We start from the raw sequence: 24,546 nt of genomic DNA on the forward strand, positions 1-24,546 counted from the left end.
TACTATTTGAAGGCTTAACGTTAATTGATTATGAACACGACAAAAACCAGCTCCGCTGCCTCTGACGAAATCGATCTGCTGGCGCTATTTAAGGTACTCAAATCCAGCTACCTTAAAATCGGCTTTTTTACCCTCTTTTTTATTGTTATTGGTGCCGCTTATAGTTTTCTAGCGACACCAATCTATCAAGCCAATGCGACACTGCAATACGATAAAATGAGCCAAGTTTCATTGTTAGATCAAATGAGCGATGTGATGCCATTTGCTAATAGTAATAGCCAAGCCGATTCCGAAATCGAGGTCATTAAGTCTCGGATGGTGCTCGGTAAAACGGTTGCAGACCTTAATTTAGATACCCACACCGCACCGGCTGGTTTTTTCGATAGGCTTTGGGGAGACAAAGCTTCTGTCGCTATTTCCCTCTATTCTTTACCTGAACATCTTATTGGTGAACCCGCTATCCTGACCTATTTAGGCGAAAACCGTTATGCTCTTCATATTGATAGCCAAACCGTTGAAGGCAAAGTGAGCGAACTCCTAAAACAAGATGAAATCAGCTTGCTGGTATCTTCAATCAATGCCGAGGTCGGCCAAGAATTTACTCTCATTAAAAACGCCCGCTATTCTACTATCGAAAACTTACGAAAAACTTTAGCGATCGCAGAGGTTGGTAAAGGTACTGGCATTATCAGCTTGGAAATTAAAGGTGCCGATAAAGCAGAAAATGTGCAAATTCTGAATAGTATTATTCAAAATTATGTGGATCAAAATACCGAGCGCAAAAAAGAGGTCACCAACAACACCCTATTATTCTTAGATGAATATTTACCGAAAGTAAAAACTAAATTGGACAACTATGAAAACCAATTAAATGCTTTCCGTAAAAAGAATGAATCTATCGATTTGTCCTTAGAAGCTAAATCGGCTCTTGATAGCGCCTTGCAAGTCGAAGAGAAACTCAATGAGTTAACCTTTAAAGAGGTAGAGATCCAGCAGCTCTATACCCGTAACCACCCCGCTTACCAATCATTGCTGGATAAGCGTCAAAAACTGTTACGTGAAAAAGAGAAAATCAGTAAAAATATCCAAAAACTTCCTAATACCCAGCAACAGATAGTGCGTTTAACCCGTGATGTGGAATCCGAACAAGCTATCTATAATCAGTTAGTAGCCAAACAGCAAGAGCTGAGCGTATTAAACTCCGGGATCACCGCCGATGTACGCATTATTGACTCGGCAGAATCCCAACCTAATGCCGTGGCACCGAAAAAATCATTGATACTCGTTCTTGCCACTATCCTTGGCTTTATTGTGGGTTGCGCTTATGTGATCGCCCGTGAGTTCTTTAATAATAAGATTAAAGGTACTGAGGATATCGATGCATTGGGTGTTAACGTCTATGCCACTATCCCGTTCTCTAATTATGAGAAAAAATTAATCGCAGCGGGGAATCAGCGCCCACTTGCATTGGAAAACCCAGCCGATACGGCAGTAGAAGCCATCCGTTCCCTACGCACCAGCGTTTACTTCTCGGTGATGAACCAAGGGAATAACTTGGTGATGATCAGTAGTGCATCACCGGGCGTAGGTAAAAGCTTTGTTACCTCTAATATGGCGGTTGTATTAGCTAATGCGGGTAAAAAAGTCCTCTTAATTGATACCGACTTACGTAAAGGTCGTATTCATAAAGCCTTTGGTTTAAGCAATAAAACGGGGTTATCCGAATATTTGGCTCAGCAGGACATTACGCAACCGGCCATCCACAGTGGTGTGATTGAAAACCTAGATGTGATCTGCCATGGTAAAAATGTCACTCACTCTTCTGAGTTACTGATGGGAGAGCGTTTTAAACACCTGCTCGACACGGTGAAAGGGCAATATGATATCGTGGTTATCGATACCGCCCCAATCTTAGCAATCACTGACTCCGCGATTATCGGTAAGTACGTCGGCACCTCACTGCTTATTGCCTACTATGGTGTCAATACGGTGAAAGATATTGAGCTATCGCTAAAACGCTTTAAACAAAACGATATCGAAATCACAGGCGTGATCCTCAATGGTATCGATGCGAAATCAGACGACTATAACTATGTCTATGAGTACTAGTCGTACAGGAATTTAAAATGAATCATACAAAGGTCTTAGTCACAGGCGGTCTTGGCTACATTGGTAGCCATACCTGTGTGCAGATGATTGAACAAGGCATGCAGCCAATTATTTTAGATAATTTATGTAATGCCAACCCAGAAGTACTCAACCGCATTGAAACCATCACAGGTAAAAAACCTGTCTTCTATGCCGGTGATGTACGTGATAACGCTATTCTGGATACGATTTTTGCTGAGCACCAAATCACATCGGTGATCCACTTTGCTGGGTTAAAAGCGGTTGGTGAATCCGTTCAAAAACCGATTGAGTATTATGATAATAACGTCAATGGCACGTTAGTATTACTTGCCAGTATGCAAAAAGCGGGCGTCAAAAGCTTAATTTTTAGCTCATCAGCCACTGTGTATGGTGATCCAGAAGAAGTACCATTAACCGAAAACTCTAAAGTCGGTGGTACTACCAACCCGTATGGCACCAGTAAATATATGGTTGAGCGTATTCTTGCTGATCTGCATATTGCACATAACGATTGGTCGGTTACTTTACTACGCTACTTTAATCCCGTTGGCGCCCACCAATCAGGTTTAATTGGTGAAGACCCACAGGGTATTCCAAATAACCTAACACCTTATATCGCTCAAGTAGCAGTTGGTCGTCATAAAGAAGTCATGGTATTTGGCTCTGATTACCCAACTCCAGATGGTACTGGCGTACGTGATTATATCCATGTTATGGATTTAGCTAGCGGTCATATTGCAGCATTAAACAATGTCAGCCATCAAGCAGGCCTACATATCTATAACCTAGGTACGGGTAAAGGAACGAGTGTATTAGAGATGATTGCTGCTTTTGAAAAAGCATCAGGTAAACCTATCCCGTATAAAATTGTTGAGCGCCGCCCTGGCGATATCGCTGAATGTTGGTCTAGCCCTAAAAAGGCCTTTAATGATTTAGGATGGAAAGCACAATATTCAGTACAAGATATGGTTAATGATAGCTGGCGTTGGCAATCTCAAAACCCTAACGGCTATAAGCAGCAATAGCCTTTAATTGAGATCCTTCACTTAACAGCGGGTTCCTTATCGAACCCGCTTTTTTATTTAGCTTCAACAACTACATGCAACTTGTACCATTTGCGCGTAAAATCCTTCCTCATTGTTCCATCTAACTTGACTGTTTAATACAACCATTCGTTATGCCACATATTGTTTTATTCGAACCAGAGATCCCGCCAAATACGGGCAATATTATTCGCCTTTGTGCCAATACCGGATTTAGTTTGCACCTTATCCATCCGCTAGGCTTTACTTGGGATGATAAGCGACTACGCCGTGCAGGCTTAGATTACAGTGAATTCGCCGATATCAAACACCATCATGACTATTATGCTTTTTTAGATAGCGAAGGCTTAAGTCCTGATAATAACCAATCTGCTAGCGGTGCTCGCGTTTTTGCTTTAACCACCAAAGGTAAGCCAAGCCACAGTAATGTAAGCTATCGGCAAGATGATTATTTAATGTTTGGTCCAGAAACGCGGGGATTACCCCCTTACGTACTCGACAATATGCCAATTGAACAAAAGATTCGTATCCCTATGTTGGCAGATAGTCGCAGTATGAACCTATCCAACTCTGTTGCAGTGGTGGTGTTCGAGGCATGGAGGCAGTTGGGTTACGCAGGAGCATTATTACGCGACTGATTTAGCAGCCATGCATGCTTGAACTGTCCTTATAACGCCATTATACCTGTACAGAATAAAGTACAAGTATAGGAGGGTAAATGAAAACAATTTCATTTAGTGATGCTAGAAATAATCTAAAATCGGTATTAGATAGCGTTGTTGATGATGCAGATACTACTATCATCACTTGTCGTGACTCAGAGGATGCTGTAGTTATGTCTTTAGAGTATTACAATAGCCTAATGGAAACGATTTATTACGCTCACCAGCAAATGCCGAACATTTAAATAAATCAATCGCTCAATTTAAAGCCGGAAAAGTAAAGAAAAGAAAGCTTATAAATGAGTAGATTTTTAATATGAACTGACCAAGGATGGGAAGACTATCTATACTGGCAAACCCAAGACAAAAAACGCTCAAACGCATTAATAAGCTTATTGACGATACTAAAAGAACCCCCTTTTATGGGATAGGAAAACCAGAACCACTAAAAGAAAACTTAGCTGGCTTCTGGTCTAGACGAATAGATGAAACAAATAGGCTCATTTATTCAATAGACGATGAGGGTTTAACTATTATTGCTTGTCGTTATTATTAAAAGGTTCAATAAATTGTGATACAGTAACATGAAATAACTCATCTGTATGGCTAGTATATTCATCCATATCTTTTAGCAGTTTCAGCTCAGATAAAATAATGACTCTTCTCAAATCCCATCGCCATCTTCAAAACCATAAATCGAACCATTAAAGTTCTGATCCATCTCAAATGATGGTTTATCACTATTTGGCTTGCCAACCACCCGAGCAGGTACACCCGCGACGGTTGTATGAGGGGGAACAGGGTGAAGAACAACCGAGCCAGCACCAATTTTTGCGCCACGACCTATCTCAATATTACCAAGAATCTTCGCGCCAGCGCCGATCATCACGCCTTCTCGTACTTTAGGGTGACGGTCACCACAGGTTTTGCCTGTACCGCCTAAAGTCACGGATTGAAGAATAGAAACATCGTTCTCAACAACGGCAGTTTCACCAATCACAATGCCCGTGGCATGGTCCAGCATAATGCCACAACCAATACGAGCAGCAGGGTGAATATCCACTGCAAAAGTGACTGATATTTGATTTTGCAGGTAAACCGCAAGCGCTTGGCGCCCCTCTTTCCATAGCCAATGCCCAATACGGTAACCTTGCAATGCATGGAACCCTTTAAGGTAGAGGAGTGGCGTAGAGTATTTATCCACCGCGGGGTCACGTAGACGCACGGCGGATAAATCCATTGCAGCTGAAAAGATCATCTGCTCATCATTACGATACGCTTCTTCAACAATCTCCCTCACTTCCATCGCAGGCATAATGGGAGAGCTTAGCTTGTTTGCTAACATATAGCTGAGCGCACTGCCTAAGTTGTCATGCTTTAGCAGTGTTGCATTAAAAAAACTGGCTAGTAGCGGTTCACAATCAGCAAGCGATTTTGCTTCCTCTTTAATAAACCCCCAGATCCTATCCAATTCTTCTCGCGACATAATGACTCACTTATCTTTTAACTTTAATCTTTCGACGTCGGCGTATAAGCAATTTCATCTTTTGTTGCACGCCCTAATAGAGCCTGTGCAGCCTCTAACACATTTTTATGGCAATAGAGGATTTGATAAATTTGCTCCGTGATAGGCATCTCAACACCGGTACGCTCAGCAAGCGCTTTCACTTCTTTAGTATTGCGATAGCCTTCCACTACTTGGCCAATCTCTTTTTCGGCTTCACTGACACTCACCCCATCGCCGAGCATCATACCAAAACGGCGGTTACGTGATTGGTTATCAGTACAGGTTAACACTAAGTCACCTAACCCCGCCATACCCATAAAGGTGGCAGGATCAGCACCTAATGCCGCACCTAACCGGCTCATTTCGGCAAGGCCACGGGTAATTAATGCGGTACGCGCATTCGCGCCAAACCCCATACCATCAGAAATACCCGCGCCAATCGCAATGACGTTCTTCACGGCTCCGCCAAGCTGTACGCCGACCATATCAGGGTTTTTGTACACACGGAAACTCTTACCGCAATGGAAAAGTTGTTGCAGTTCATCGCCAAATTGGCTGTCGGTTGCCGCAACCGAAATTGCCGTCGGCATCCCCGCCGCCAGCTCTTTGGCAAACGTAGGGCCAGATAGCACCGCGAGTGGAATTTCATTGCCTAATACTTCACGTGCCACATCTTGTAATAAGCGTCCTGTATCTCTTTCTAAGCCTTTAGTCGCCCAAATAACACGAGAATTGGCTTGGAGATGAGGTTGAATTTGCTTGAGTACATCACCAAAAACGTGGCTTGGTACTACGATCAAGATATTCGGACTCGCTTCCACGGCACGTTTGAGGTCCGCTTCGAGAGATAAACTATCAGGGAAAGAAACGCCAGGCAAAAATGCCTGATTGCTACGTTCTTGTTGTAATGTATGGATATGCTGAGGATCATGCCCCCACAGCACAACCTGATGACCATTACGAGCTAACGTAATGGCTAAAGCGGTGCCGTAAGATCCGGCACCGATGACTGTCATTGAAGCAGTTTTCATTAAGCGTCCTGTTGAGCTTCTGTATCTGGCGCTGATTCACCTTGCTGCTGTTGCAAATAATTCATAAACAGTGCATCAAAGTTAACTGGCGCAAGGTTCAGTTGAGGGAATGTACCACGGCTCACCATGCTAGTGATTGCTTCACGTGCATATGGGAACAGAATGTTAGGGCAGTATGCACCTAAGCAATGTGCCATTTGCGTGCCTTCAATACCTTCGATTGAGAATACACCGGCTTGTTGAACTTCACACAGGAATGCAGTTTCTTCACCCAGTTTTGCTGTTGTGGTAACACGCAAAACAACTTCATAAACACCTTCAGTCAATTGAGTAGAAGAAGTATCCAAATCCAGTTTGATTTCTGGCTGCCACTCATGCTGGAAAATATGTGGTGCATTCGGTGCTTCAAATGAAACATCTTTTGTATAGATACGTTGGATCTGGAATACCATTTCTGAGTTGTTTTGTTCTGACATAGTTTTAATACCTTTTAACTTCCATATGAATTTGACTGTATAGACCCGCCGATGTTCAAACTAACCTGTCTCAAATGAGCATCATTGGATATATGACAATTTACACGCCGGATAAATTATTTCTTACCACGAGCCAACGGCAGGTTTTCACCTGACCAGCCAGCAATCCCTTCTTTTAAGATAAAGACTTTTTCAAAACCGTGCTGGACGAGGTGCTCAGCCGGTTTACCTGATTCCATACCACTTGCAGAGACCACAATAACGGGTTTCTGTTTGTGTTTATCTAGCTCACCTAAATTATTGTCTTTAATTTCAGATGGCGTTAAGTTGATAGAATCAATAATGTGCCCTTTGCGGAAGTCGTCACGAGTACGTAAATCCACAACGACTGCCTCTTCTTTATTAATCAGAGCAATCGCCTGCGCGCGAGTGATCACTTTTGATTTAGAGAACAAACCTTTAAAGGTCATTACGACCACCGCGACAAATAGTGCGATCCAAACCAGACTCAATAACATGTTCCGGCTGACGAATTGCATGATTTCTTGCATCATGGGGGGCAATCACTCCCGTTAGTTAAAAACGAATACCAAAGGGTTCAGAGTATACCTTTGTGTTGAGCTAATTACAGCCAGTTAGCGCAAACTACATTGTTTTTTTTGCGAAACACTCCGCAGAAATGGTCTCTAATCCCAACAAAATAGCGTTTATTTATCAATATAGACGAACCATTTTACCATAAGCACAAAGCGTGACAAAAAATTGCACTGTTAAAATCAAGCATTCTGTGTGGTGGAAAAAGACACAGAGGCACTAACGAGCACTGAAAATATTTGATTTAATGCTACAAAATGGCGCGATACACTATACAATCAATAGGATGACAAATGATGATATGCTAATTATTACAAGATAATTTAGTTTTCATCAGGTCATAAAACGCGTTTGGTTCGGCGCGATTTGTTGCAATATTCAGAATAGGGTGCTGGTAACTCACGCTATCAGATGAAATAATCAGCTATCGCATTTATTCGAGGTTTTCTATCAGAATGGCCAATACACATAACCGGATGAAAAAAGCAGCTATTCGTCAGGCTATTGCTTCAACCCTGTTCGTTTGTGGATTAATCTCTCTGGTGCCTAATCAGGTATTGGCGGCCAATCAGATCACCGAAAATAAAGATCAGCTCCAAAATTTGCTGCAAAATATCGCTGAAAAAGAAAAAAGCGTCAAAAACCAGCAAGCCAAACGGGCATCATTGCTGAATCAACTCCAACAGCAAGAGAAAAACATTTCTGCGGCAGGGCGTGAGCTACATGAGACACAATCTCAACTTAAGCAATTAGATAAAGAGATTTCCTCATTAAGCAGCAATATTAACCGATTGCAAAAGCAAAAAGCCGAGCACGAAAAGTTACTTGCCGAGCAACTTGACGCAGCCTTTCGATTAGGTAAGCACCAAGGCCTATCACTGTTTTTAAAAGGTGAAGAAGGCCAACGGGAAGAGCGTATCCTCGCCTATTACAGCTACCTCAATCAAGCGCGCGAAAAAAATATTAAACAGCTTGAGGCCACCACCCTTGAGCTAAATCAGCAAAAACAGCTTGAGCAGCAAAAACAAGCGGAACAAAAAACAGCTTTAGCTCGCCAACAGCAAGAAAAACGTAAACTCGATAAGGCTCAGGCAGCACGTAAGCAAACTCTTGCGGCCCTTGAAAGTACGCTTAAAGAAGATCAAAAAAATCTTGCCATCATGAAACAAAATGAATCTAGGTTGCGAGATAAGATCGCGCGTGCTGAACGTGAGGCGAAAGCCAGAGCGGAGCGTGAAGCACGTGAAGCCGCACGTATTCGTGCTGAGGTGGCCGAAAAAGAGCGTAAAGCCAAACAAAAAGGCTCGACTTATAAACCTTCAGAGAGTGAGCGTTCACTCATGTCTCGTACCGGCGGCTTAGGCCGCCCTGCGGGGCAAGCACTATGGCCAGTTCGCGGACAGACCCTGCACAATTATGGTGAGGCAATTTCAGGTGAGCTACGCTGGAAAGGTATGGTTATCGGCGCTAACGAAGGCACACAAGTCAAAGCCATTGCCGATGGCCGTGTACTACTTGCTGACTGGCTACAAGGTTATGGCCTCGTCGTCGTGGTTGAACATGGTAAAGGCGATATGAGCTTATATGGCTATAACCAAAGTGCTCTCGTCAATGTTGGGCAAGAAGTTCGCGCTGGGCAACCTATCGCCCTTGTGGGAAGTAGTGGTGGGCAAGAGCGACCAGCACTGTACTTCGAAATTCGTCGGCAGGGTAAAACGGTCAACCCTCGCCCTTGGCTAGGTAGATAGCCAAATAAATAGTTAGGAATATAATTATGTCAAAACGCCGGCCTTTTATGCGACTCATCGGTTTATCTCTTTTGATGATGAGCCTTCAGGCTAGTGCAGCAAAATTAGCGATAGTCATTGATGACTTTGGCTATCGCACGAAAGAAGATAACCAAATATTGGCGCTGCCGACGCCAATCACGATTGCTATCTTGCCTGATTCACCTCATGGTCAGCTTGTTGCCAATAAAGCCCATCAGCAAGGGCGAGAGGTTATCATTCACATGCCGATGAAACCCCTTAGCAAGCAACCACTCGAAAAAAACACCCTTTCACCAACCATGAGCGCCGAAGAAATTGACCGTATTATCAAACGAGCCATTAGCCAAGTGCCTTATGCCAAAGGCATGAATAATCATATGGGCAGTGAAATGACCTCTAGTCTTTCAGGTATGCGCCATGTCATGAACTCACTGTCTAAGGCGAACTTTTTCTTTTTAGATAGCGTGACCATCGGAAATACGCAGGCCGTAAAAGCCGCAAATGAATTTGGTGTTCCCGTTGTACGCCGCCATATCTTCCTTGATAACCATCAATCAGAGGAAGAAACTCGCGTTCAACTTAATAAAGCGGTCGCCTATGCACGTAAACATGGCAATGCGATTGCGATAGGTCATCCACACCCTTCGACCGTTCGTGCTTTACAGAAATACTTGCCGCAACTCCCTGCAGATATAGAACTTGTCTCGGTAAGCGCCTTATTACAAGGAAGTTCGCAACCCACAGACCAAAAACCGTTACAAATGCAGCCTGAAACGCCGAATAAACAGCCCACGCCTTCTACAGTCAACCCTAAAGATACGGCGCTGGAGCCAGTTAGGCTCGGGGTATGTGAGTTTACAGTGCCAGAAAATACGTCGCTAGAAGGGATTGATTTTCTGATGTTTGTGGTTGAATCAATTTATCAAGATAAGACGCTACGGCCGCTATTATCTGCCCCAAAATAGCCGCTCTTTACACAACAAAAACCCTAACACTGTTTTCCAGTTGCCGCACAAATTCGGCAACTGGAATACCACCGACTAATCCCAATTTAATATCACTTTTCCTGACTGCCCTGAACGCATCACGTCAAAGCCCTTTTGGAAATCATCGATAGAAAATTGATGGGTGATTATTGGTGAAAGATCTAACCCAGATTGGATCAAGGTCGCCATTTTATACCAAGTTTCAAACATCTCTCGGCCATAAATACCTTTGATAAATAGGCCTTTAAAAATCACTTTACTCCAATCAATCGCCATTTCTGAAGATGGGATCCCCAATAAAGCAATGCGACCGCCGTGGTTCATCGTGTCTAGCATAGAGTGAAAAGCCGCAGGAGAGCCAGATACCTCTAAAGCCACATCAAAGCCTTCTTGCATGCCAAGCTCTTTCATCACATCTTTTAGATTTTCACGCCCCACATTCACCGCGCGAGTGACACCCATTTTTTTAGCTAGCTCTAATCGATAGTCATTGATATCAGTGATAACAACGTGACGAGCCCCCACATGTCGGCACACCGCGGCAGCCATAATACCGATAGGCCCTGCTCCTGAAACTAAAACATCTTCACCAACAAGATCAAAAGAGAGCGCAGTATGAACCGCGTTACCAAATGGGTCAAAGATAGCAGCAATTTCATCTGGAATATTATCGGGGATTTTAAACGCATTAAATGCAGGCAACACAAGGTATTGTGCAAAACAGCCGGGGCGATTTACCCCCACGCCAATCGTGTTACGGCATAAATGCGTGCGTCCCCCACGACAGTTGCGACAGTGACCGCATGTAATATGCCCCTCACCGGAAACACGATCACCGATTTTAAAGCCTTTGACTTCCTGTCCTATCTCAACAATTTCCCCAATATATTCATGGCCCACAACCATTGGAACAGGAATGGTTTTTTGTGACCATTCATCCCAGTTATAGATATGAACATCCGTACCACAAATGGCAGTTTTACGGATTTTTATCATCACATCATTGTGCCCTAGTTCCGGTTTTGGAACTTCTGTCATCCATATACCTGGTTCTGCTTTTAATTTAGACAGTGCTTTCATAGAACGGCCTTATATTATTATCATTAGGAAATGACTTTCAGTTTTTTGCCTATGCGGGTGAATGCGTCTACAACGCGTAAAATATCTTCTTCCGTATGTGCCGCCGACATTTGTGTACGAATACGCGCTTGTCCTTGAGGAACAACAGGGTAGAAGAAACCCGTTACATAAATACCTTCTTCTAGTAATTCATTTGCAAAAACTTGAGCAAGCGCCGCATCCCCTAACATAACGGGAATAATGGCATGATCGGCGCCAGCGAGAGTGAAGCCTGCCGCAGACATCTTTTCACGAAATAGCGCGGCATTACGCCATAACCGCTCACGTAGCGCATCCCCCTCACTCATCATATCGATGACTTTAATCGAGGCCGCAACGATAGCGGGGGCTAATGAGTTGGAAAATAAGTAAGGACGAGAGCGTTGACGTAACCACTCGACGACTTCTTTTTTTGCCGCCGTATAACCGCCTGAAGCCCCACCAAGCGCTTTACCCAGTGTTCCTGTAATAATGTCTACTCGCCCCATCACATCACAATATTCATGGGTGCCGCGGCCATTTTTACCAACAAAACCAACCGCATGAGAATCATCAACCATCACTAATGCTTGGAATTCATCTGCTAGGTCACAAACCGCTTTCAAATTGGCAATAACACCATCCATTGAGAAGACACCATCCGTCGCAATCAAAATGTGGCGTGCACCTGCGGCTTTAGCCTCTTCGAGACAAGCCCTAAGCTCTGCCATATCATTATTTGCATAACGATACCGTTTAGCTTTACAAAGGCGTATTCCATCGATGATGGAAGCATGGTTTAACGCATCTGAAATGACCGCGTCTTCGGGGCCTAGCAAGGTTTCAAATAATCCCCCATTCGCATCAAAACAAGAGGAATAGAGTATGGCGTCCTCCATACCTAAAAAATCAGCCAATTTCTTTTCGAGTTGTTTATGGCTATCTTGTGTTCCACAAATAAAACGGACAGAAGCCATACCAAAACCGTGACTATCCATACCCTGCTTCGCGGCTTCAATCAAATCTGGGTGATTTGCTAATCCCAAGTAATTGTTGGCACAAAAATTAACAACTCGCTTATTACCAACAATTTCAATATCTGCATCTTGCGAGGAAGTAATTATCCGCTCATGCTTAAACAAACCAGCAGCCTCTGTTTGGGCTAACTGCTCTTTAATCTGCTGATAAAATAGTTCTGACATGATTTATTCCTGTTATGTGACGATTTTTAGAGTTTAATAATAGATACTAAAACTATCGACTGATGCAGCATAAATAAATTAAGTTTGCAGCCAAGATCACGATCATTCCCCTATAAAAATGTAGCCTCTAGAATGTTTGTCTGCCAGTTATGGTGTCGTCAGCGCGCAGAAATGCTATTATGAAAAACAATTCGTATCCTTTTTGTTCTTAACCCATTTGAGGTATGCCCGATGATCATTGTCACTGGCGGAGCTGGTTTTATTGGTAGCAACATTGTCAAAGCATTAAATGATGCTGGTCGTACAGATATTCTCGTTGTCGATAATCTGAAAGACGGTACTAAGTTTGCCAACCTTGTTGACCTCGATATTGCTGATTACATTGATAAAGAAGATTTTATTGCGAGTATTATCGCCGGTGATGATTTTGGTGATGTCGATGCGGTATTCCATGAAGGTGCTTGCTCATCCACAACTGAATGGGATGGCAAGTACATGATGGATAATAACTATCAGTATTCGAAAGAGTTACTGCATTTTTGCTTAGAGCGCGAAATCCCATTCCTCTATGCCTCTTCAGCGGCAACATACGGTGGTCGTAGTGATAATTTTATTGAAGATCGCCAGTTCGAAAAGCCACTCAACGTGTATGGCTATTCGAAATTCCTCTTTGACCAGTACGTTCGCGAAATTTTGCCAGAAGCACAGTCGCAAATTTGTGGTTTCCGTTACTTCAACGTATATGGTCCTCGTGAGGGTCATAAAGGCAGCATGGCAAGTGTCGCTTACCATCTGAATAAGCAAATTAATGAAGGCCAACAACCCAAGCTATTTGAAGGCAGTGAAAACTTCCGCCGTGACTTTATTTATGTCGGCGATGTTGCCGCAGTCAATTTATGGTTCTGGCAGAACAATATTTCAGGGATCTTTAACTGTGGTACAGGCCGTGCCGAGTCATTCCAAGCCGTCGCCGATGCAGTGACACAATTCCACAGTGATAAAAATGTTTCTGTTGAATACATTGAATTCCCTGAGAAACTAAAAGGGCGCTATCAAAGCTTCACACAAGCAGACATGACAAAATTACGTACGGCTGGCTATAAGGCACCTTTTAAAACAGTTGCCGAAGGCGTAGCTGAATATATGCAATGGCTGAATAAAGAAGATTAATACAACTTTATGAAAATATTGGTGATCGGCCCCTCATGGGTAGGGGATATGATGATGTCACAGAGCCTATATCGCACGCTAAAGGCTCAATATCCCCAAGCACAAATTGATGTGATGGCACCTCAATGGTGCCGCCCTCTATTGGCGAAAATGCCCGAAGTCAATGCCGCCATCCCAATGCCATTAGGCCATGGTGCGCTCGCGATTGGTGAGCGCCGTAAACTTGGCCTTAGCTTACGCCAAAATGGTTATGACCAAGCCATTGTTCTTCCGAACTCATTTAAATCTGCTTTGGTGCCCTTCTTTGCCAAAATTGCCAAACGAACCGGTTGGCGCGGTGAGATGCGTTATGGACTACTTAATGACCTCCGTACATTAGATAAAGCCGCTTTTCCGTTGATGGTGCAGCGCTATGTTGCATTAGCTTATGATAAGCAAAACATTCACAGCGCAGCAGATATTCCAGAGCCTATCTTATGGCCTAAACTGGCTGTTAATGAACAAGAAGTCACTGAGGCTATTAAAGCGTTTAATATCAATACCACACGCCCAATTATTGGCTTCTGCCCTGGTGCAGAATTTGGTCCGGCTAAACGTTGGCCGCACTATCACTACGCCGCGCTAGCGGAGCAGTTGATCAGCGAAAAAGGTTATCAAATTCTCTTATTTGGCTCACAAAAAGATCATGATGCAGGTGAGGAAATTCGCCAAAGCCTAACGGACAGTGCGCATGAGCATTGTAGCAACCTTGCAGGTAAAACGTCTTTAGAACAAGCCGTGAATTTAATTGCTAGCTGTCAGGCCGTTGTCAGCAATGATTCAGGACTGATGCATGTTGCTGCTGCATTGGATAAACCGCTTGTTGCCCTATATGGCCCAAGTAGCCCTGATTTTACGCCTCCACTATCGAATAAAGCAGAAGTTATCCGCTTAATTAGTGGCTACCATAAAGTTCGTAAAGGTGATGGGGCAAGCGGTTATCATCAAAGTCTCATCGATATTCAGCCTCAATTAGTGGTTGATGCGCTGGCGCGATTACAAATAGGTGTTGCTTGATGCGCGTACTGCTAGTAAAGACTTCATCGATGGGGGATGTGTTACACTCCCTACCCGCACTAACGGATGCACAGCAAGCCTTTCCTCATATCCAATTCGATTGGGTTGTGGAAGAGGGTTTTGCGCAGATCCCCACATGGCACAGCGCAGTCAATCAAGTGATCCCTGTTGCTATCCGCCGTTGGCGTAAAAACTGGTTTTCTGCCCCCATTCGCGCCGAACGTGCTGCATTTCGCCAGCAACTGACTGCAACCCGCTATGATGCGATTATTGATGCTCAAGGCCTATTGAAAAGTGCCTTTCTGGTCACGCGTCTCGCAGATGGCCCTAAACATGGCTATGATCGCCACAGTATTCGAGAGCCTATTGCCAGTTTTTTTTACGACTATAAATACCAAATTAGTAAGCAACAGCACGCCGTAGAACGTATTCGCCAACTGTTTGCCGCGAGTCTTGGCTACGATAGTCCTAAAGCGCAAGGTGACTATGCCATCGCTCAACATTTTTTACATGCCCCCACAGTCACACAGGATGACTATGTGGTGTTCTTGCATTCAACCACTCGTGATGATAAACACTGGCCTGAAGAGCACTGGCGAGAACTGATTGGGTTAATGGCCGACAGTGGTTTAAAAATAAAACTGCCATGGGGCGCAGAGCATGAACACCAAAGGGCATTACGCCTTGCAGATGGGTTTGATTTTGTCGAAGTTTTGCCTAAATTAACCTTAGCCGAAGTTGCTCTACAAATTGCTAATGCTAAGGCGGTGGTTTCTGTTGATACAGGCCTTAGCCATTTAACCGCCGCATTAGATAAACCGAATTTCACCCTGTTTGGCCCAACAGATCCCGGGCTGATTGGCGGCTATGGTTTAGAGCAACATGAAATTAAATCTGTGGATGGTACTATGAGTTCAATAAAACCTAATGAAGTATTTGAAAAATTGAAATCTAGAGTCTCATGATTTATATATCACTGATTGATTATAACTAAATTTTATACTACGACGGGCTAGCCACATTTTATGAAAGAATCAATAACAATAGTAACTGCTTTTTTTGATATTGGTAGAGGAAACTGGAATAGCCAAAATGGCCATTCAAAATCTTTTGAATGCACCAACGATACTTATTTCGAGTATTTTAGCAGGCTGGCAAAACTTGAAAATAATATGGTTGTTTTTACATCAGCAGATTTCAAAGAAAAAATCCTTTCTATTAGAAAAGGCAAGCCAACCCATATAATTACAATCAACCTCCACAAGAAATTTAACTTTATTCTCAAAAAAATAGCGTATATTCAAAATAGCGATGATTTCAAAAAGCTGATTGATCCCAGCCTATTACATTGCCCTGAATACTGGTCACCTGAATATGTTTTGATCAATAACTTAAAACCTTTTTTTGTTAAAAAAGCCATTGACCTAAAACTTGTTAATAGTGAGACTGCCGCTTGGGTTGATTTTGGTTATATTCGAAATAATAAAGCCCGTTATGGAATAACAGAATGGTATCACCCTTTCGACAAAAATAAGATCCACCTCTTTTCTATTAAAGATAATTTAGACCTCACTGATGAAAAAGCAGTATTAGAAAAAGTTTTAAGTAATGATCCTCATATTATTGGTGGAGTATTGGTTGCTAGTAAAGAAAAGTGGTCTGAATTCTATCAAATGGTATTTGAAACCCAAAAAAAATTTTTATCTTCAGGAATAATTGATGATGACCAAGGTATTTTTTTGACCTGTGCAAGCCAACATCCTGATATTTTTAAATTAAATTATTTGGGACATATGCAGTGGCGTAGTGCTTTAAAGTTATTTAATAAAAATTCAAAATATAACAAGCTACTCCGTTTAGGTATTTACCTAAAACTAATTAAATAAACAAGTTATTACGCAAGGATAATGCCTTATTTAAGGCATTATCCTTATCATTATTTCTCTGGCGCAATAAACCCAAAACACATAGTTTCTGGCTCAGCATCCGGCTCTGAACGATAGATAACATCTTCTTTCTCAATCGTAAATTGTGGCCAGTACTGACGAACCTTATCAAAGTTCTCATGAGTGCAATCATCATACTTACGACCTAACAGCAATGCACCATGCTGACGGATCTCCGCTTCTGTAATCTTGCGATTATACACATTCGGCGGCATATGATGTTCAAGGGTCCAAGGCTGGATCACATGTGGCCTATCTTTTGCGTAGATAATAAACCATTGATGTAAATTATCTTCACCACCAACATATTTTAGTGGAACGCCATAACGTTCATCGTTCATGCCAGCGATCTTCACCCTCCGCGATCAACGTTTTCACGCCAATAAATTTTTGCCCTGCGCCCTTAATATTAGCCGCTTGCACAACACAATAACCTAACAGAACCACGACACCGAAAAGGGCTAAACCAATCAGTGGTTTTCTGAGTGATTTAGTCGGCATGACTGTTATAGAGCCAATAAATAGCGGGGCACAAGCTGCCATAAAGGGTTGCAACCATTCGGTAATACGCCCACCGTCATGGAAAGAGAACCAACCATAGATCACCGCTAATGGGAAAAGAACCAAGAAATTCGCCATACGATTTGCTAGCGATTTCGGCCAACCTAATTTCCCACCACAGCTATATAAAATAATGGCGGCAATAATTAAAGGATAAAATACGCTGAGCGCCGCCTTAGTCGTATGCAAATTAAAGCCTGGGTCAATCTGTGAATCCACCCATTTAAAGGCAGAAAAATCACTCGCCATTAACCAAAAGAAATTAGGTAATACAATCGCAAACCAAAGTGCAATCGCTAAATAAAAAACAGGATAACGATAACTTTGGCGAACTTGTTTAACAAATAACGTTAATAAAAATACCGATCCTACCAGCGATAATGTTGAATATTTCCCCATTGTCGCCAAACCTGCAAATAAAGCAAAAAGCAGCCACCAAGCCGGATTTTCATAAACGGCTCGTAAGAAAAAGTAGATTATCCAAGCCCAAAAGGTCACTAAAATATAGTTATCATTGTAAGGAATGATATCAAAATTAATCACACCCGATAAATTCAACATCAACATCGCAAACCAAGCTAGGTCACGACGTGCTGTTAAACGGTATGCTAATTTCCAGACCCCCAATAAACCAAAGGCAACCCCGACAAAATGAATAAAGTACCAGTAAAAACTGTAGGAAATACCCAAATAAATAGCAGGCCACATAAGAACACCAACAAACCAAGGGTTTTTTGGTGAACCCCACTCCCCATTCATCCCCCAGTTAACGGCTTCCACCGTATCATAAGGCACTGTAGGATCTAAGTGAAAGCTGGCTAGAATCCATGCAACCGCATAGCCAATGACCCATAAATAAACATATTTGTTTGATGTTGATTGATTGATTGCTGGCATACTGTCTTAAATAATTGAGTAAAAGTACCCACTATCTATTAGGCAGACTCATCATGCATAAAAATACAAACCTAATAGCACCAATGGAAATTAAACGGCAGATTCTACTATAGTTTATAGCGAATAATAAGAAAGGAAGACAAATAGTCATCATCTATTGTCGTTTTATTCAAGTTCAATATTCTGAATTAGAAATAATCGTTAAAATTATTGCTCTCTCGGAGGCAAGTAAGGTTGTAAAAGCTTTAATAAACGTTGTAGCGCCCCCTGATTTTCATGCAAAACTTCCGCAGCATGACGACCATAATATAAACGGTAATCTTCGTCCGACAGGAGGCTAGTGACTGCTTGAACCATTGAATCGCTATCAGTCACCGTAATTAAGCCATCCGCCTGCTTCAGCTTCCCACAAATATCCTTAAAATTAAACGTATGTGGTCCCATTAAAACAGGTAACGCATGTGCTGCCGCTTCCAACGGGTTATGTCCCCCTGTTTCCACAAGGCTGCCACCAACAAATGCTAAATCCGCAATTCCATATAATAACATCAGCTCCCCCATCGTATCCCCGACAACCACTTGTATATCAGGAGTAGGCACAATACCTTCACTACGACGAATAAACTTAAGACCTGCTTTTTGGGTGAGTTCTTCTGCTTTGGCAAAACGTTCAGGATGACGAGGAACTAAAATCAGTAATAAATCAGGAAATTGTTTTAATAATTGCTGGTGTGCCGCTAACACAATAGCCTCTTCACCTTCATGGGTGCTAGTGGCAATCCAAACGGGTCGATGTGCCGCCCACTGCCGGCGTAATGTGACGGCTCTAACCGCAAGCTCTGGGGTAACGGAAATATCAAACTTAAGGCTCCCCGTGACATTTAATTGCACACGTCTTAGCCCTAGCTTGATGAAACGCTCACCATCTTCTTGGTGCTGTGCAGCAACCATCGTGACATTACGCAACATACGTTTCACAAAACTACCTAATTTTTGGTAGCCTGCCGCAGAGCGCTCAGACAAACGCGCATTCGCAATCACTAAGGGTATTTGGCGACGATTAAGTTGATTAATCATATTCGGCCATAATTCCGTTTCCATAATAATTACTAATTTAGGATCAACTTGATTAAGAAAACGGCGCATAGAGCACGGAAGATCATAAGGAAGGTAGACATGGTAGACATCATCACCGAATGCCGAAACGACTCGTTCGGAGCCTGTTGGTGTCATCGTGGTTACCGTAATCGGCAATGACGGATAATGATGCCGTAATGCCCGTACCAAAGGCACAGCGGCAAGGGTTTCACCAACAGATACTGAATGCAGCAGAATACCGCCCGGCGCAACTTTACCAGCACAAAAACCATAACGTTCACCCCAACGCTTACGATACGCGGGAGCTTTGCGACCCCGCACTAATAGGCGTACCCAAATGAGTGGCTGGATAAGATAAAGAAGTACCTGATATAAACGCAATAACATTCGATCTGATTCACTTACCAAAATTGGCGCTATCTTAACATAAACCTTTTATTAAAGTGTGCAGAATATGCACCTAAAAATAGCTTTAAAATTCGCTTAGGGCATCATTAGTCGGTTGCAACAGCACTTAATAGTCGATAATGTTGATAATATGCACATATTACTTAATTTAAATTTTTTAAATTAGCGTTAACAAACAACGAGATATCAATATTATGAAACATAAAGCGATTTACCCTGGTACATTTGACCCTATTACTTCAGGCCATATTGATATTGTTTCTCGTGCGGCGGCAATGTTTGACCACGTATTACTCGCTATCGCTAATAGCCAACGCAAAAGTCCCATGTTTACCCTTGAAGAGCGTGTTGAACTTGCCCAAAAAGTCACCTCGCACTTAAACAATGTTGAGGTGGTTGGCTTTTCTGAGCTAATGGCTAATTTCGCACAAAAACATGGCGCAAATATACTTATCCGTGGCGTTCGTTCTGTTGCAGATTTTGAATATGAATGGCAGCTCGCAAACATGAACCGCCATTTTGTTCCTGAATTGGAAACGGTATTCTTACTCCCTTCACAAAGCTTATCTTTTGTTTCATCGTCACTGATAAAAGATGTGGCACTCCATGATGGCGATATTTCTTCTTTCCTTCCGCCCGTTGTCGCTGAAGCGATGCTAAAAAAGCTGAATAAAATTTAAGCTTATTTTTGACATTGAGGACAATAAAAGGTACTACGTTGGCCTTGTTTGATACTAAGAATTGGCGTGCCACATATCAAACAAGGCTCACCTTTTTTACCATATACAAACAATTCTTGGGCGAAGTACCCTGGTTTCCCATCGGATTGTAGAAAATCTTTCAGCGTGGTTCCACCCTGCTCAATAGAGCGCTGCAGTACCTTTTTGATCTGCTGGACCAAATCAATCGATTGTTCAAGAGTCAATGTGTGCGTGATTTTTTCTGGTGAAATGCCCGCCGCAAATAGTGCTTCATTAGCATAAATATTACCAACACCCACTACAACCTTGTTATCCATCAGCCAAGGTTTAATGGCTATTTTTCGCTTTCCTGCCTGCTCAAATAAATATTGAGCATTAAATTCATCAGAAAGAGGTTCTGGGCCTAGATGGGATAAAACACGACTCGTTTCAAGATCATCACACCATAACCACGCACCAAAGCGCCGAGGATCCGTGTACCGTAGTACTTTGCCATCTTTTAATACCAAATCAACATGGTCATGTTTTTCTTCAGGCAATTCTTCCAACAATATACGCAGACTACCCGACATACCTAAGTGGATAATAATCCAACCATTTTTTAGTTCGATTAACAGATACTTAGCGCGCCTTTGTACACTTAAAATCATTTCATCAGATAAACTTTTAATTTGCTCTGATACAGGCCAACGTAAGCGGCTGTTACGAACAATTGCATAACAAATTGTATTACCGACTAAATGCGGCTCGATTCCACGGCGGCTTGTTTCAACTTCTGGTAATTCAGGCATATGCAAACTCTTTTTAACTTATGGATACCATTTTTTGATCACACTAAGAAGCTCATCTTTAACAATTTCCCAAGTAAAATTATCATAAGCATATTTTTTCGCATGGCATGCTATTTCTTGACTTTTTGGGTTATTTAATGCATCAGTAATATCTTCAGCCATACTCAAAGGAGAAAGTGGTTCTCTGAAAATAAACCCTGTCTCGTTATGTGCAATAAATTCAACCATTGCACCACGTTGAGATGCAATAACTGGTCGACCCGAAGCCATAGCCTCAAGTGCTACCATACAAAATGGTTCTGGTGCTATAGAAGGTACTGCAATTACATCTGCAAATGAATAATAGTGTCTAATTTTATCAGGGTGCACTCCACCTAAGAAAATACACTGCTCACCCAAGTTTTTTGCGTAGTTTTTGACCTCATCCTGATATTGTGCTAATTCACCTTTCAATGCCGCGTTTGGGTCACCGACAATCACTAGCTTATAGCGTTTATCTTCTTTGAAGAAAACCTGACAAGCCTGCATTAACTCAAGCACTCCCTTGTCTCTAGCTATTCTACCTGCAAATAAAATAACTTTATCTTCTTGTGTCAGTCCAAAATCTTCGCGATTGATTTCCGGTGGTTGAGCATAAATTTCACCATCAAATCCATTACGAACCACTTCAATATATGCTTTTGGCAATCGCTCACGGAACCAATCCTTCATAAAACGGCTTGGTACAATAATTTTGATGTCTTCTGGTATGTCTTTAGGTTCAAAAAAGTTATGCATATGCAATACAACATTGCTATGCCCTTCTTTTTTTATTATTTTCTTGAAAGACTTAATATGATTATGCACAAAAATAACGCTTTCATTAGGAATTGGAGCGAATTTATGTTTAATTTTAACAATCCTATCAGCGTAAGAATAAGGATCCAGCCTTGTCCATTTTTTAAATAACCTTGTGTACACCTTTCCAAATTTGATGCGTTCAATTTCACAATTTTTATTCACAATAGAATGGCTCGAATACCCTTCATTTTGTATACAAACAATACGGTTTTCGATATCTAATCTCTTCGCAACATTATACATCCACGACTCAATAGCAGCCGCGCTTTTCGGTGGTATAGAAAATATTGGAGAAACTGTTAAGACAATTTTATTAATCATAGTATGATTTTCTTTTACCCATGAGTTTTTCAAACGAATACCGAATACCAGACAAGATACCTGCTAAATAGTTACCTTGTTTTAATAAGTGTTTATACTCTTTTTTTCTTTCAACAAATTTAGTTGCAGGTTTTAAGTCATTCGTTGTCCAAGGCGATTGCATCAAAGCCTTATAAAAAGGTTGGGAAGCGGGATAATTTGCCCATGTGTGCCAAGGTTTACTCACACCTGTGTAATGAATTAGGACTGTTTCAGGTGTAATAACCTGTTGATATTTTTGGTGAGTTGAGTCATATAATTCATTTTTTAGTGTATAAACAGTATTAAATCTTTGACTAAGTAGTTCTAAGTCTTCTCTTAAAATAAGGTTTAACACATCTTGATCAGGATATTTATATCGTTGCTTAGCATTTTCTGCTGATAACAACTCAAAACATTGTTGGGTAATCTGCTTTTCATGCCATTTTTTTAAGTTGACAAACATGACACCAGAATTGAAGTAAGTCTTTGCTAGTGAAGGCGCATGAAGCCTTGTTTCACTTTTTGTTCTTACACCGATATCATCAGCAACGACACCACAGACTTTGTCTTTGATTAAATTAGTCGTTAAATCTAAGATACCATTACACATAACATCCGCGTCTAAATAGAGAGCAAAATCATAATCACTCGACAGATAATTCAAGGCAACTAACCGAAAGTACATCGCTGATGACCAAACATCAGAAGCGGGAAGTGTTTTCAGTAATTTGTTATCTAATTCATAAACATGAAATTCCACTTGAAACTGACTTGCAATAACTTTAAGTTTCTCTAGAAAATCTGGGCTAACTTTATCTAGAAAATAATGGAATCTAAAAAATGTGGTTGGATTATTTATGAGTAAAGACACCGCTGAAACCCCAGCCCCAAACTGATAGTTTTCATCAGAACCATAAATAACATCTAAGCATGATAACAAGGTATTATCAGCTTTACACACTTCGCCGAGCACATATTTATTTGTTATGAGGTTATTCATAGTGCTTTCTCTTATTCTTTGTTGAACTGTGCCCCATCATAGCAATTAAAAAACCTAAAAGAACACCTAATGGTTTTAGGTCCACTTGCTCAAACATCCCTCGAACCAGATAAAAGCTAATGAGGCTCATTAATAACGCTATAAATGCAAAATAGCTTTTTGATTCATTGACTGTACTTTTGATTTCCTTGAATAAGGAAAAACACATCGACAAAAAAACCGCACTAAAAGCAATCAACCCTGAGATACCTACACCAAACCAGACATATAGCCAGATATTATGAGGCCCCAATGACTTCTTAAATACCCAATCAGGCTTTTCTGGTACAACACTATTATATTTATCAATGTATATTTTATCACCAAATCCATATCCAATAATTGGATTCTCTAAAATTAACTCAAGTGCTGTTCCCTGTGTACCATTTTTATATCGATGAGTACTATCAGTTTGTTCAAGCTTATAAAATAGAGTTTTAGTCATATCTGGGTAGATTGATTTTAATGAGAACAATGAAATTAACAAGATACATAGTATCGAGCCAATCAATTTCCATGGACGTTTAAAACATAAAAATAATAAACCTGCCATAGCCACAGCAACCCACCCACCTCGGGAAAGAGTCCCTAACAAAACAAATAAAAATACAACACTTAGTATATAAAAATAAATCAGCTTAGATTTAGGCAATAGATACCAAAGGATCGGAATTATAGGAAAGTAAAAAACCAAGGCATCTGAAACACTCCTAAAGTTATAGGTTGTAAATGGTAAAATACCATTCTGATAAGCCTCATAGTACCGATATAGTTCAATAAGTAAAACAACCACTAATGATGTAAAAAAACTAGTCAATAGTAAATTTGAAATCGTTTTTATATTTTCTTTGTAGAGAAGAATCGGTAATAAAAGAGATAGGCTAAGTATCCCATAATTCAAGAACTTATTATTAATCGCTCTCATTGATGCATCAGGCATGCTTGAGTAACTTATTGAAATATAAAAAACCAATGAAAACAACACGACTAAGTATAAAAGTTTATTATTTAATCTTTTTAGCACCTTTCTTGTGTCTAATGATAAATATACCAAACATGTAGCTATCATTAGGTAGAATAGTATGTGTTTATACCTAGTAACATTATCCACAAAAAAAAGCACAACAAATATAAAGATTAAAGCTTTATTATACTTCGAAAGAGTATTTTGATTTCTTTCTAAAAAAGACATAATTTAT

The 24,546-nt window shown here is 41.4% G+C and carries 22 protein-coding genes and 2 pseudogenes; 12 read left to right on the forward strand and 12 right to left on the reverse strand.

Annotated features, from left to right (window positions below; all coding sequences use genetic code 11):
* The first annotated feature begins 30 nt into the window (after positions 1-30).
* The 5 genes and pseudogenes from PSE69_RS10210 to PSE69_RS10230 all read left to right on the forward strand — a co-directional run.
* Positions 31-2,109, forward strand: a complete 2,079-nt coding sequence (locus tag PSE69_RS10210) for a polysaccharide biosynthesis tyrosine autokinase (protein WP_272675219.1) — start codon at positions 31-33, stop codon at positions 2,107-2,109.
* Positions 2,110-2,126: 17 nt separating this feature from the next.
* Positions 2,127-3,155: a UDP-glucose 4-epimerase GalE gene (gene galE / locus PSE69_RS10215; RefSeq protein ID WP_076914812.1), complete on the forward strand. Its 1,029-nt coding sequence runs from the start codon at positions 2,127-2,129 to the stop codon at positions 3,153-3,155.
* Positions 3,156-3,307: 152 nt separating this feature from the next.
* Complete coding sequence (gene trmL / locus PSE69_RS10220; protein WP_014657216.1) at positions 3,308-3,811, forward strand: tRNA (uridine(34)/cytosine(34)/5-carboxymethylaminomethyluridine(34)-2'-O)-methyltransferase TrmL; 504 nt, start codon at positions 3,308-3,310, stop codon at positions 3,809-3,811.
* 80 nt (positions 3,812-3,891) lie between these two features.
* A complete protein-coding gene (locus PSE69_RS10225; RefSeq protein WP_426207048.1) occupies positions 3,892-4,080 on the forward strand; it encodes a type II toxin-antitoxin system Phd/YefM family antitoxin in 189 nt (62 codons plus the stop codon).
* 75 nt (positions 4,081-4,155) lie between these two features.
* Positions 4,156-4,391 (forward strand): annotated as a pseudogene (locus PSE69_RS10230) (Txe/YoeB family addiction module toxin); the annotation flags it as partial.
* Between the two features lie 108 nt (positions 4,392-4,499).
* Here the strand turns inward: PSE69_RS10230 and cysE are convergent.
* The 4 genes from cysE to PSE69_RS10250 form a co-directional block, all read right to left on the reverse strand.
* Positions 4,500-5,321 carry a serine O-acetyltransferase gene (cysE, locus tag PSE69_RS10235; RefSeq protein ID WP_004924317.1) on the reverse strand — a complete coding sequence of 274 codons (822 nt, stop codon included), beginning with the start codon at positions 5,319-5,321 and terminating at the stop codon, positions 4,500-4,502.
* 23 nt (positions 5,322-5,344) lie between these two features.
* Positions 5,345-6,373, reverse strand: coding sequence for an NAD(P)H-dependent glycerol-3-phosphate dehydrogenase (gpsA, locus tag PSE69_RS10240; RefSeq protein WP_004924313.1), 1,029 nt, complete (start codon positions 6,371-6,373; stop codon positions 5,345-5,347).
* On the reverse strand, positions 6,373-6,849 hold the full coding sequence (gene secB / locus PSE69_RS10245; protein WP_014657213.1) for a protein-export chaperone SecB: 477 nt from the start codon (positions 6,847-6,849) through the stop codon (positions 6,373-6,375). Before secB ends, gpsA begins: the two co-directional genes overlap by 1 nt.
* 116 nt (positions 6,850-6,965) lie before the next feature.
* The gene (locus tag PSE69_RS10250; RefSeq protein ID WP_004924305.1) at positions 6,966-7,403 is read right to left on the reverse strand and encodes a rhodanese-like domain-containing protein; all 438 of its coding nucleotides are present in this window, start codon (positions 7,401-7,403) and stop codon (positions 6,966-6,968) included.
* 495 nt (positions 7,404-7,898) lie between these two features.
* Here PSE69_RS10250 and envC point away from each other — a divergent pair, with 495 nt between their 5' ends.
* Complete coding sequence (gene envC, locus PSE69_RS10255) at positions 7,899-9,191, forward strand: murein hydrolase activator EnvC (RefSeq protein WP_154610458.1); 1,293 nt, start codon at positions 7,899-7,901, stop codon at positions 9,189-9,191.
* Positions 9,192-9,217: 26 nt separating this feature from the next.
* Positions 9,218-10,177, forward strand: a complete 960-nt coding sequence (locus PSE69_RS10260) for a divergent polysaccharide deacetylase family protein (RefSeq protein WP_154610460.1) — start codon at positions 9,218-9,220, stop codon at positions 10,175-10,177.
* Between the two features lie 75 nt (positions 10,178-10,252).
* On the opposite strand, the gene tdh is transcribed toward PSE69_RS10260, so the two are convergent.
* The gene (tdh, locus tag PSE69_RS10265; RefSeq protein WP_036942514.1) at positions 10,253-11,278 is read right to left on the reverse strand and encodes an L-threonine 3-dehydrogenase; all 1,026 of its coding nucleotides are present in this window, start codon (positions 11,276-11,278) and stop codon (positions 10,253-10,255) included.
* A 23-nt stretch (positions 11,279-11,301) separates the two neighbouring features.
* Complete coding sequence (locus PSE69_RS10270; RefSeq protein WP_004924294.1) at positions 11,302-12,498, reverse strand: glycine C-acetyltransferase; 1,197 nt, start codon at positions 12,496-12,498, stop codon at positions 11,302-11,304.
* A 231-nt stretch (positions 12,499-12,729) separates the two neighbouring features.
* Between PSE69_RS10270 and rfaD the strand changes: the two genes are divergently transcribed.
* The 4 genes from rfaD to PSE69_RS10290 are packed head-to-tail and all read left to right on the forward strand — an operon-like array spanning position 12,730 to position 16,610.
* Positions 12,730-13,668 (forward strand): ADP-glyceromanno-heptose 6-epimerase, encoded by a 939-nt coding sequence (gene rfaD / locus PSE69_RS10275; protein ID WP_004924289.1) that lies wholly within the window; start codon positions 12,730-12,732, stop codon positions 13,666-13,668.
* A 9-nt stretch (positions 13,669-13,677) separates the two neighbouring features.
* Positions 13,678-14,724 carry an ADP-heptose--LPS heptosyltransferase RfaF gene (gene rfaF / locus PSE69_RS10280; RefSeq protein WP_154610462.1) on the forward strand — a complete coding sequence of 349 codons (1,047 nt, stop codon included), beginning with the start codon at positions 13,678-13,680 and terminating at the stop codon, positions 14,722-14,724.
* Positions 14,724-15,689 (forward strand): lipopolysaccharide heptosyltransferase RfaC, encoded by a 966-nt coding sequence (gene rfaC / locus PSE69_RS10285; protein ID WP_014657207.1) that lies wholly within the window; start codon positions 14,724-14,726, stop codon positions 15,687-15,689. Before rfaF ends, rfaC begins: the two co-directional genes overlap by 1 nt.
* Before the next feature lie 60 nt (positions 15,690-15,749).
* The gene (locus PSE69_RS10290; RefSeq protein ID WP_004924278.1) at positions 15,750-16,610 is read left to right on the forward strand and encodes a WlaTC/HtrL family glycosyltransferase; all 861 of its coding nucleotides are present in this window, start codon (positions 15,750-15,752) and stop codon (positions 16,608-16,610) included.
* A 50-nt stretch (positions 16,611-16,660) separates the two neighbouring features.
* Here PSE69_RS10290 and PSE69_RS10295 read toward each other — a convergent pair.
* Positions 16,661-18,128: pseudogene (locus PSE69_RS10295) on the reverse strand (ArnT family glycosyltransferase).
* A gap of 207 nt (positions 18,129-18,335) precedes the next feature.
* Positions 18,336-19,613, reverse strand: coding sequence for a lipid IV(A) 3-deoxy-D-manno-octulosonic acid transferase (gene waaA / locus PSE69_RS10300; RefSeq protein WP_014657204.1), 1,278 nt, complete (start codon positions 19,611-19,613; stop codon positions 18,336-18,338).
* Positions 19,614-19,828: 215 nt separating this feature from the next.
* Here waaA and coaD point away from each other — a divergent pair, with 215 nt between their 5' ends.
* Positions 19,829-20,314 carry a pantetheine-phosphate adenylyltransferase gene (coaD, locus tag PSE69_RS10305; RefSeq protein ID WP_004924268.1) on the forward strand — a complete coding sequence of 162 codons (486 nt, stop codon included), beginning with the start codon at positions 19,829-19,831 and terminating at the stop codon, positions 20,312-20,314.
* A 2-nt stretch (positions 20,315-20,316) separates the two neighbouring features.
* Here the strand turns inward: coaD and mutM are convergent, their stop codons facing one another.
* From mutM to rfaL, 4 genes are read right to left on the reverse strand one after another with little or no spacing between them, the layout of a single operon-like run.
* Positions 20,317-21,126: a bifunctional DNA-formamidopyrimidine glycosylase/DNA-(apurinic or apyrimidinic site) lyase gene (gene mutM / locus PSE69_RS10310; RefSeq protein ID WP_004924264.1), complete on the reverse strand. Its 810-nt coding sequence runs from the start codon at positions 21,124-21,126 to the stop codon at positions 20,317-20,319.
* An 18-nt stretch (positions 21,127-21,144) separates the two neighbouring features.
* Positions 21,145-22,287 carry a glycosyltransferase gene (locus tag PSE69_RS10315; protein WP_004924261.1) on the reverse strand — a complete coding sequence of 381 codons (1,143 nt, stop codon included), beginning with the start codon at positions 22,285-22,287 and terminating at the stop codon, positions 21,145-21,147.
* Positions 22,280-23,308: a glycosyltransferase family 8 protein gene (locus PSE69_RS10320; RefSeq protein WP_272675220.1), complete on the reverse strand. Its 1,029-nt coding sequence runs from the start codon at positions 23,306-23,308 to the stop codon at positions 22,280-22,282. The genes PSE69_RS10315 and PSE69_RS10320 overlap by 8 nt, the downstream gene beginning before the upstream one ends.
* Positions 23,301-24,539, reverse strand: coding sequence for an O-antigen ligase RfaL (gene rfaL, locus PSE69_RS10325; protein WP_272675221.1), 1,239 nt, complete (start codon positions 24,537-24,539; stop codon positions 23,301-23,303). The genes PSE69_RS10320 and rfaL overlap by 8 nt, the downstream gene beginning before the upstream one ends.
* Between the last annotated feature and the right edge of the window lie 7 nt (positions 24,540-24,546).

The organism is Providencia sp. PROV122, assembly GCF_028482365.1.
Classification (GTDB): Bacteria; Pseudomonadota; Gammaproteobacteria; order Enterobacterales; family Enterobacteriaceae; genus Providencia; species Providencia stuartii.

What these genes read in the sequence shown, in the direction of transcription:
- tdh (WP_036942514.1), bottom strand. Translation starts at nt 11,278, where the DNA reads ATGAAAGCACTGTCTAAATTAAAAGCAGAACCAGGTATATGGATGACA.
- trmL (WP_014657216.1), top strand. Translation starts at nt 3,308, where the DNA reads ATGCCACATATTGTTTTATTCGAACCAGAGATCCCGCCAAATACGGGC.
- PSE69_RS10210 (WP_272675219.1), top strand. Translation starts at nt 31, where the DNA reads ATGAACACGACAAAAACCAGCTCCGCTGCCTCTGACGAAATCGATCTG.
- rfaC (WP_014657207.1), top strand. Translation starts at nt 14,724, where the DNA reads ATGCGCGTACTGCTAGTAAAGACTTCATCGATGGGGGATGTGTTACAC.
- PSE69_RS10320 (WP_272675220.1), bottom strand. Translation starts at nt 23,308, where the DNA reads ATGAATAACCTCATAACAAATAAATATGTGCTCGGCGAAGTGTGTAAA.
- PSE69_RS10260 (WP_154610460.1), top strand. Translation starts at nt 9,218, where the DNA reads ATGTCAAAACGCCGGCCTTTTATGCGACTCATCGGTTTATCTCTTTTG.
- mutM (WP_004924264.1), bottom strand. Translation starts at nt 21,126, where the DNA reads ATGCCTGAATTACCAGAAGTTGAAACAAGCCGCCGTGGAATCGAGCCG.
- PSE69_RS10270 (WP_004924294.1), bottom strand. Translation starts at nt 12,498, where the DNA reads ATGTCAGAACTATTTTATCAGCAGATTAAAGAGCAGTTAGCCCAAACA.
- PSE69_RS10315 (WP_004924261.1), bottom strand. Translation starts at nt 22,287, where the DNA reads ATGATTAATAAAATTGTCTTAACAGTTTCTCCAATATTTTCTATACCA.
- rfaF (WP_154610462.1), top strand. Translation starts at nt 13,678, where the DNA reads ATGAAAATATTGGTGATCGGCCCCTCATGGGTAGGGGATATGATGATG.
- waaA (WP_014657204.1), bottom strand. Translation starts at nt 19,613, where the DNA reads ATGTTATTGCGTTTATATCAGGTACTTCTTTATCTTATCCAGCCACTC.
- envC (WP_154610458.1), top strand. Translation starts at nt 7,899, where the DNA reads ATGGCCAATACACATAACCGGATGAAAAAAGCAGCTATTCGTCAGGCT.
- rfaL (WP_272675221.1), bottom strand. Translation starts at nt 24,539, where the DNA reads ATGTCTTTTTTAGAAAGAAATCAAAATACTCTTTCGAAGTATAATAAA.
- PSE69_RS10225 (WP_426207048.1), top strand. Translation starts at nt 3,892, where the DNA reads ATGAAAACAATTTCATTTAGTGATGCTAGAAATAATCTAAAATCGGTA.
- rfaD (WP_004924289.1), top strand. Translation starts at nt 12,730, where the DNA reads ATGATCATTGTCACTGGCGGAGCTGGTTTTATTGGTAGCAACATTGTC.
- PSE69_RS10250 (WP_004924305.1), bottom strand. Translation starts at nt 7,403, where the DNA reads ATGATGCAAGAAATCATGCAATTCGTCAGCCGGAACATGTTATTGAGT.
- gpsA (WP_004924313.1), bottom strand. Translation starts at nt 6,373, where the DNA reads ATGAAAACTGCTTCAATGACAGTCATCGGTGCCGGATCTTACGGCACC.
- galE (WP_076914812.1), top strand. Translation starts at nt 2,127, where the DNA reads ATGAATCATACAAAGGTCTTAGTCACAGGCGGTCTTGGCTACATTGGT.
- PSE69_RS10290 (WP_004924278.1), top strand. Translation starts at nt 15,750, where the DNA reads ATGAAAGAATCAATAACAATAGTAACTGCTTTTTTTGATATTGGTAGA.
- secB (WP_014657213.1), bottom strand. Translation starts at nt 6,849, where the DNA reads ATGTCAGAACAAAACAACTCAGAAATGGTATTCCAGATCCAACGTATC.
- coaD (WP_004924268.1), top strand. Translation starts at nt 19,829, where the DNA reads ATGAAACATAAAGCGATTTACCCTGGTACATTTGACCCTATTACTTCA.
- cysE (WP_004924317.1), bottom strand. Translation starts at nt 5,321, where the DNA reads ATGTCGCGAGAAGAATTGGATAGGATCTGGGGGTTTATTAAAGAGGAA.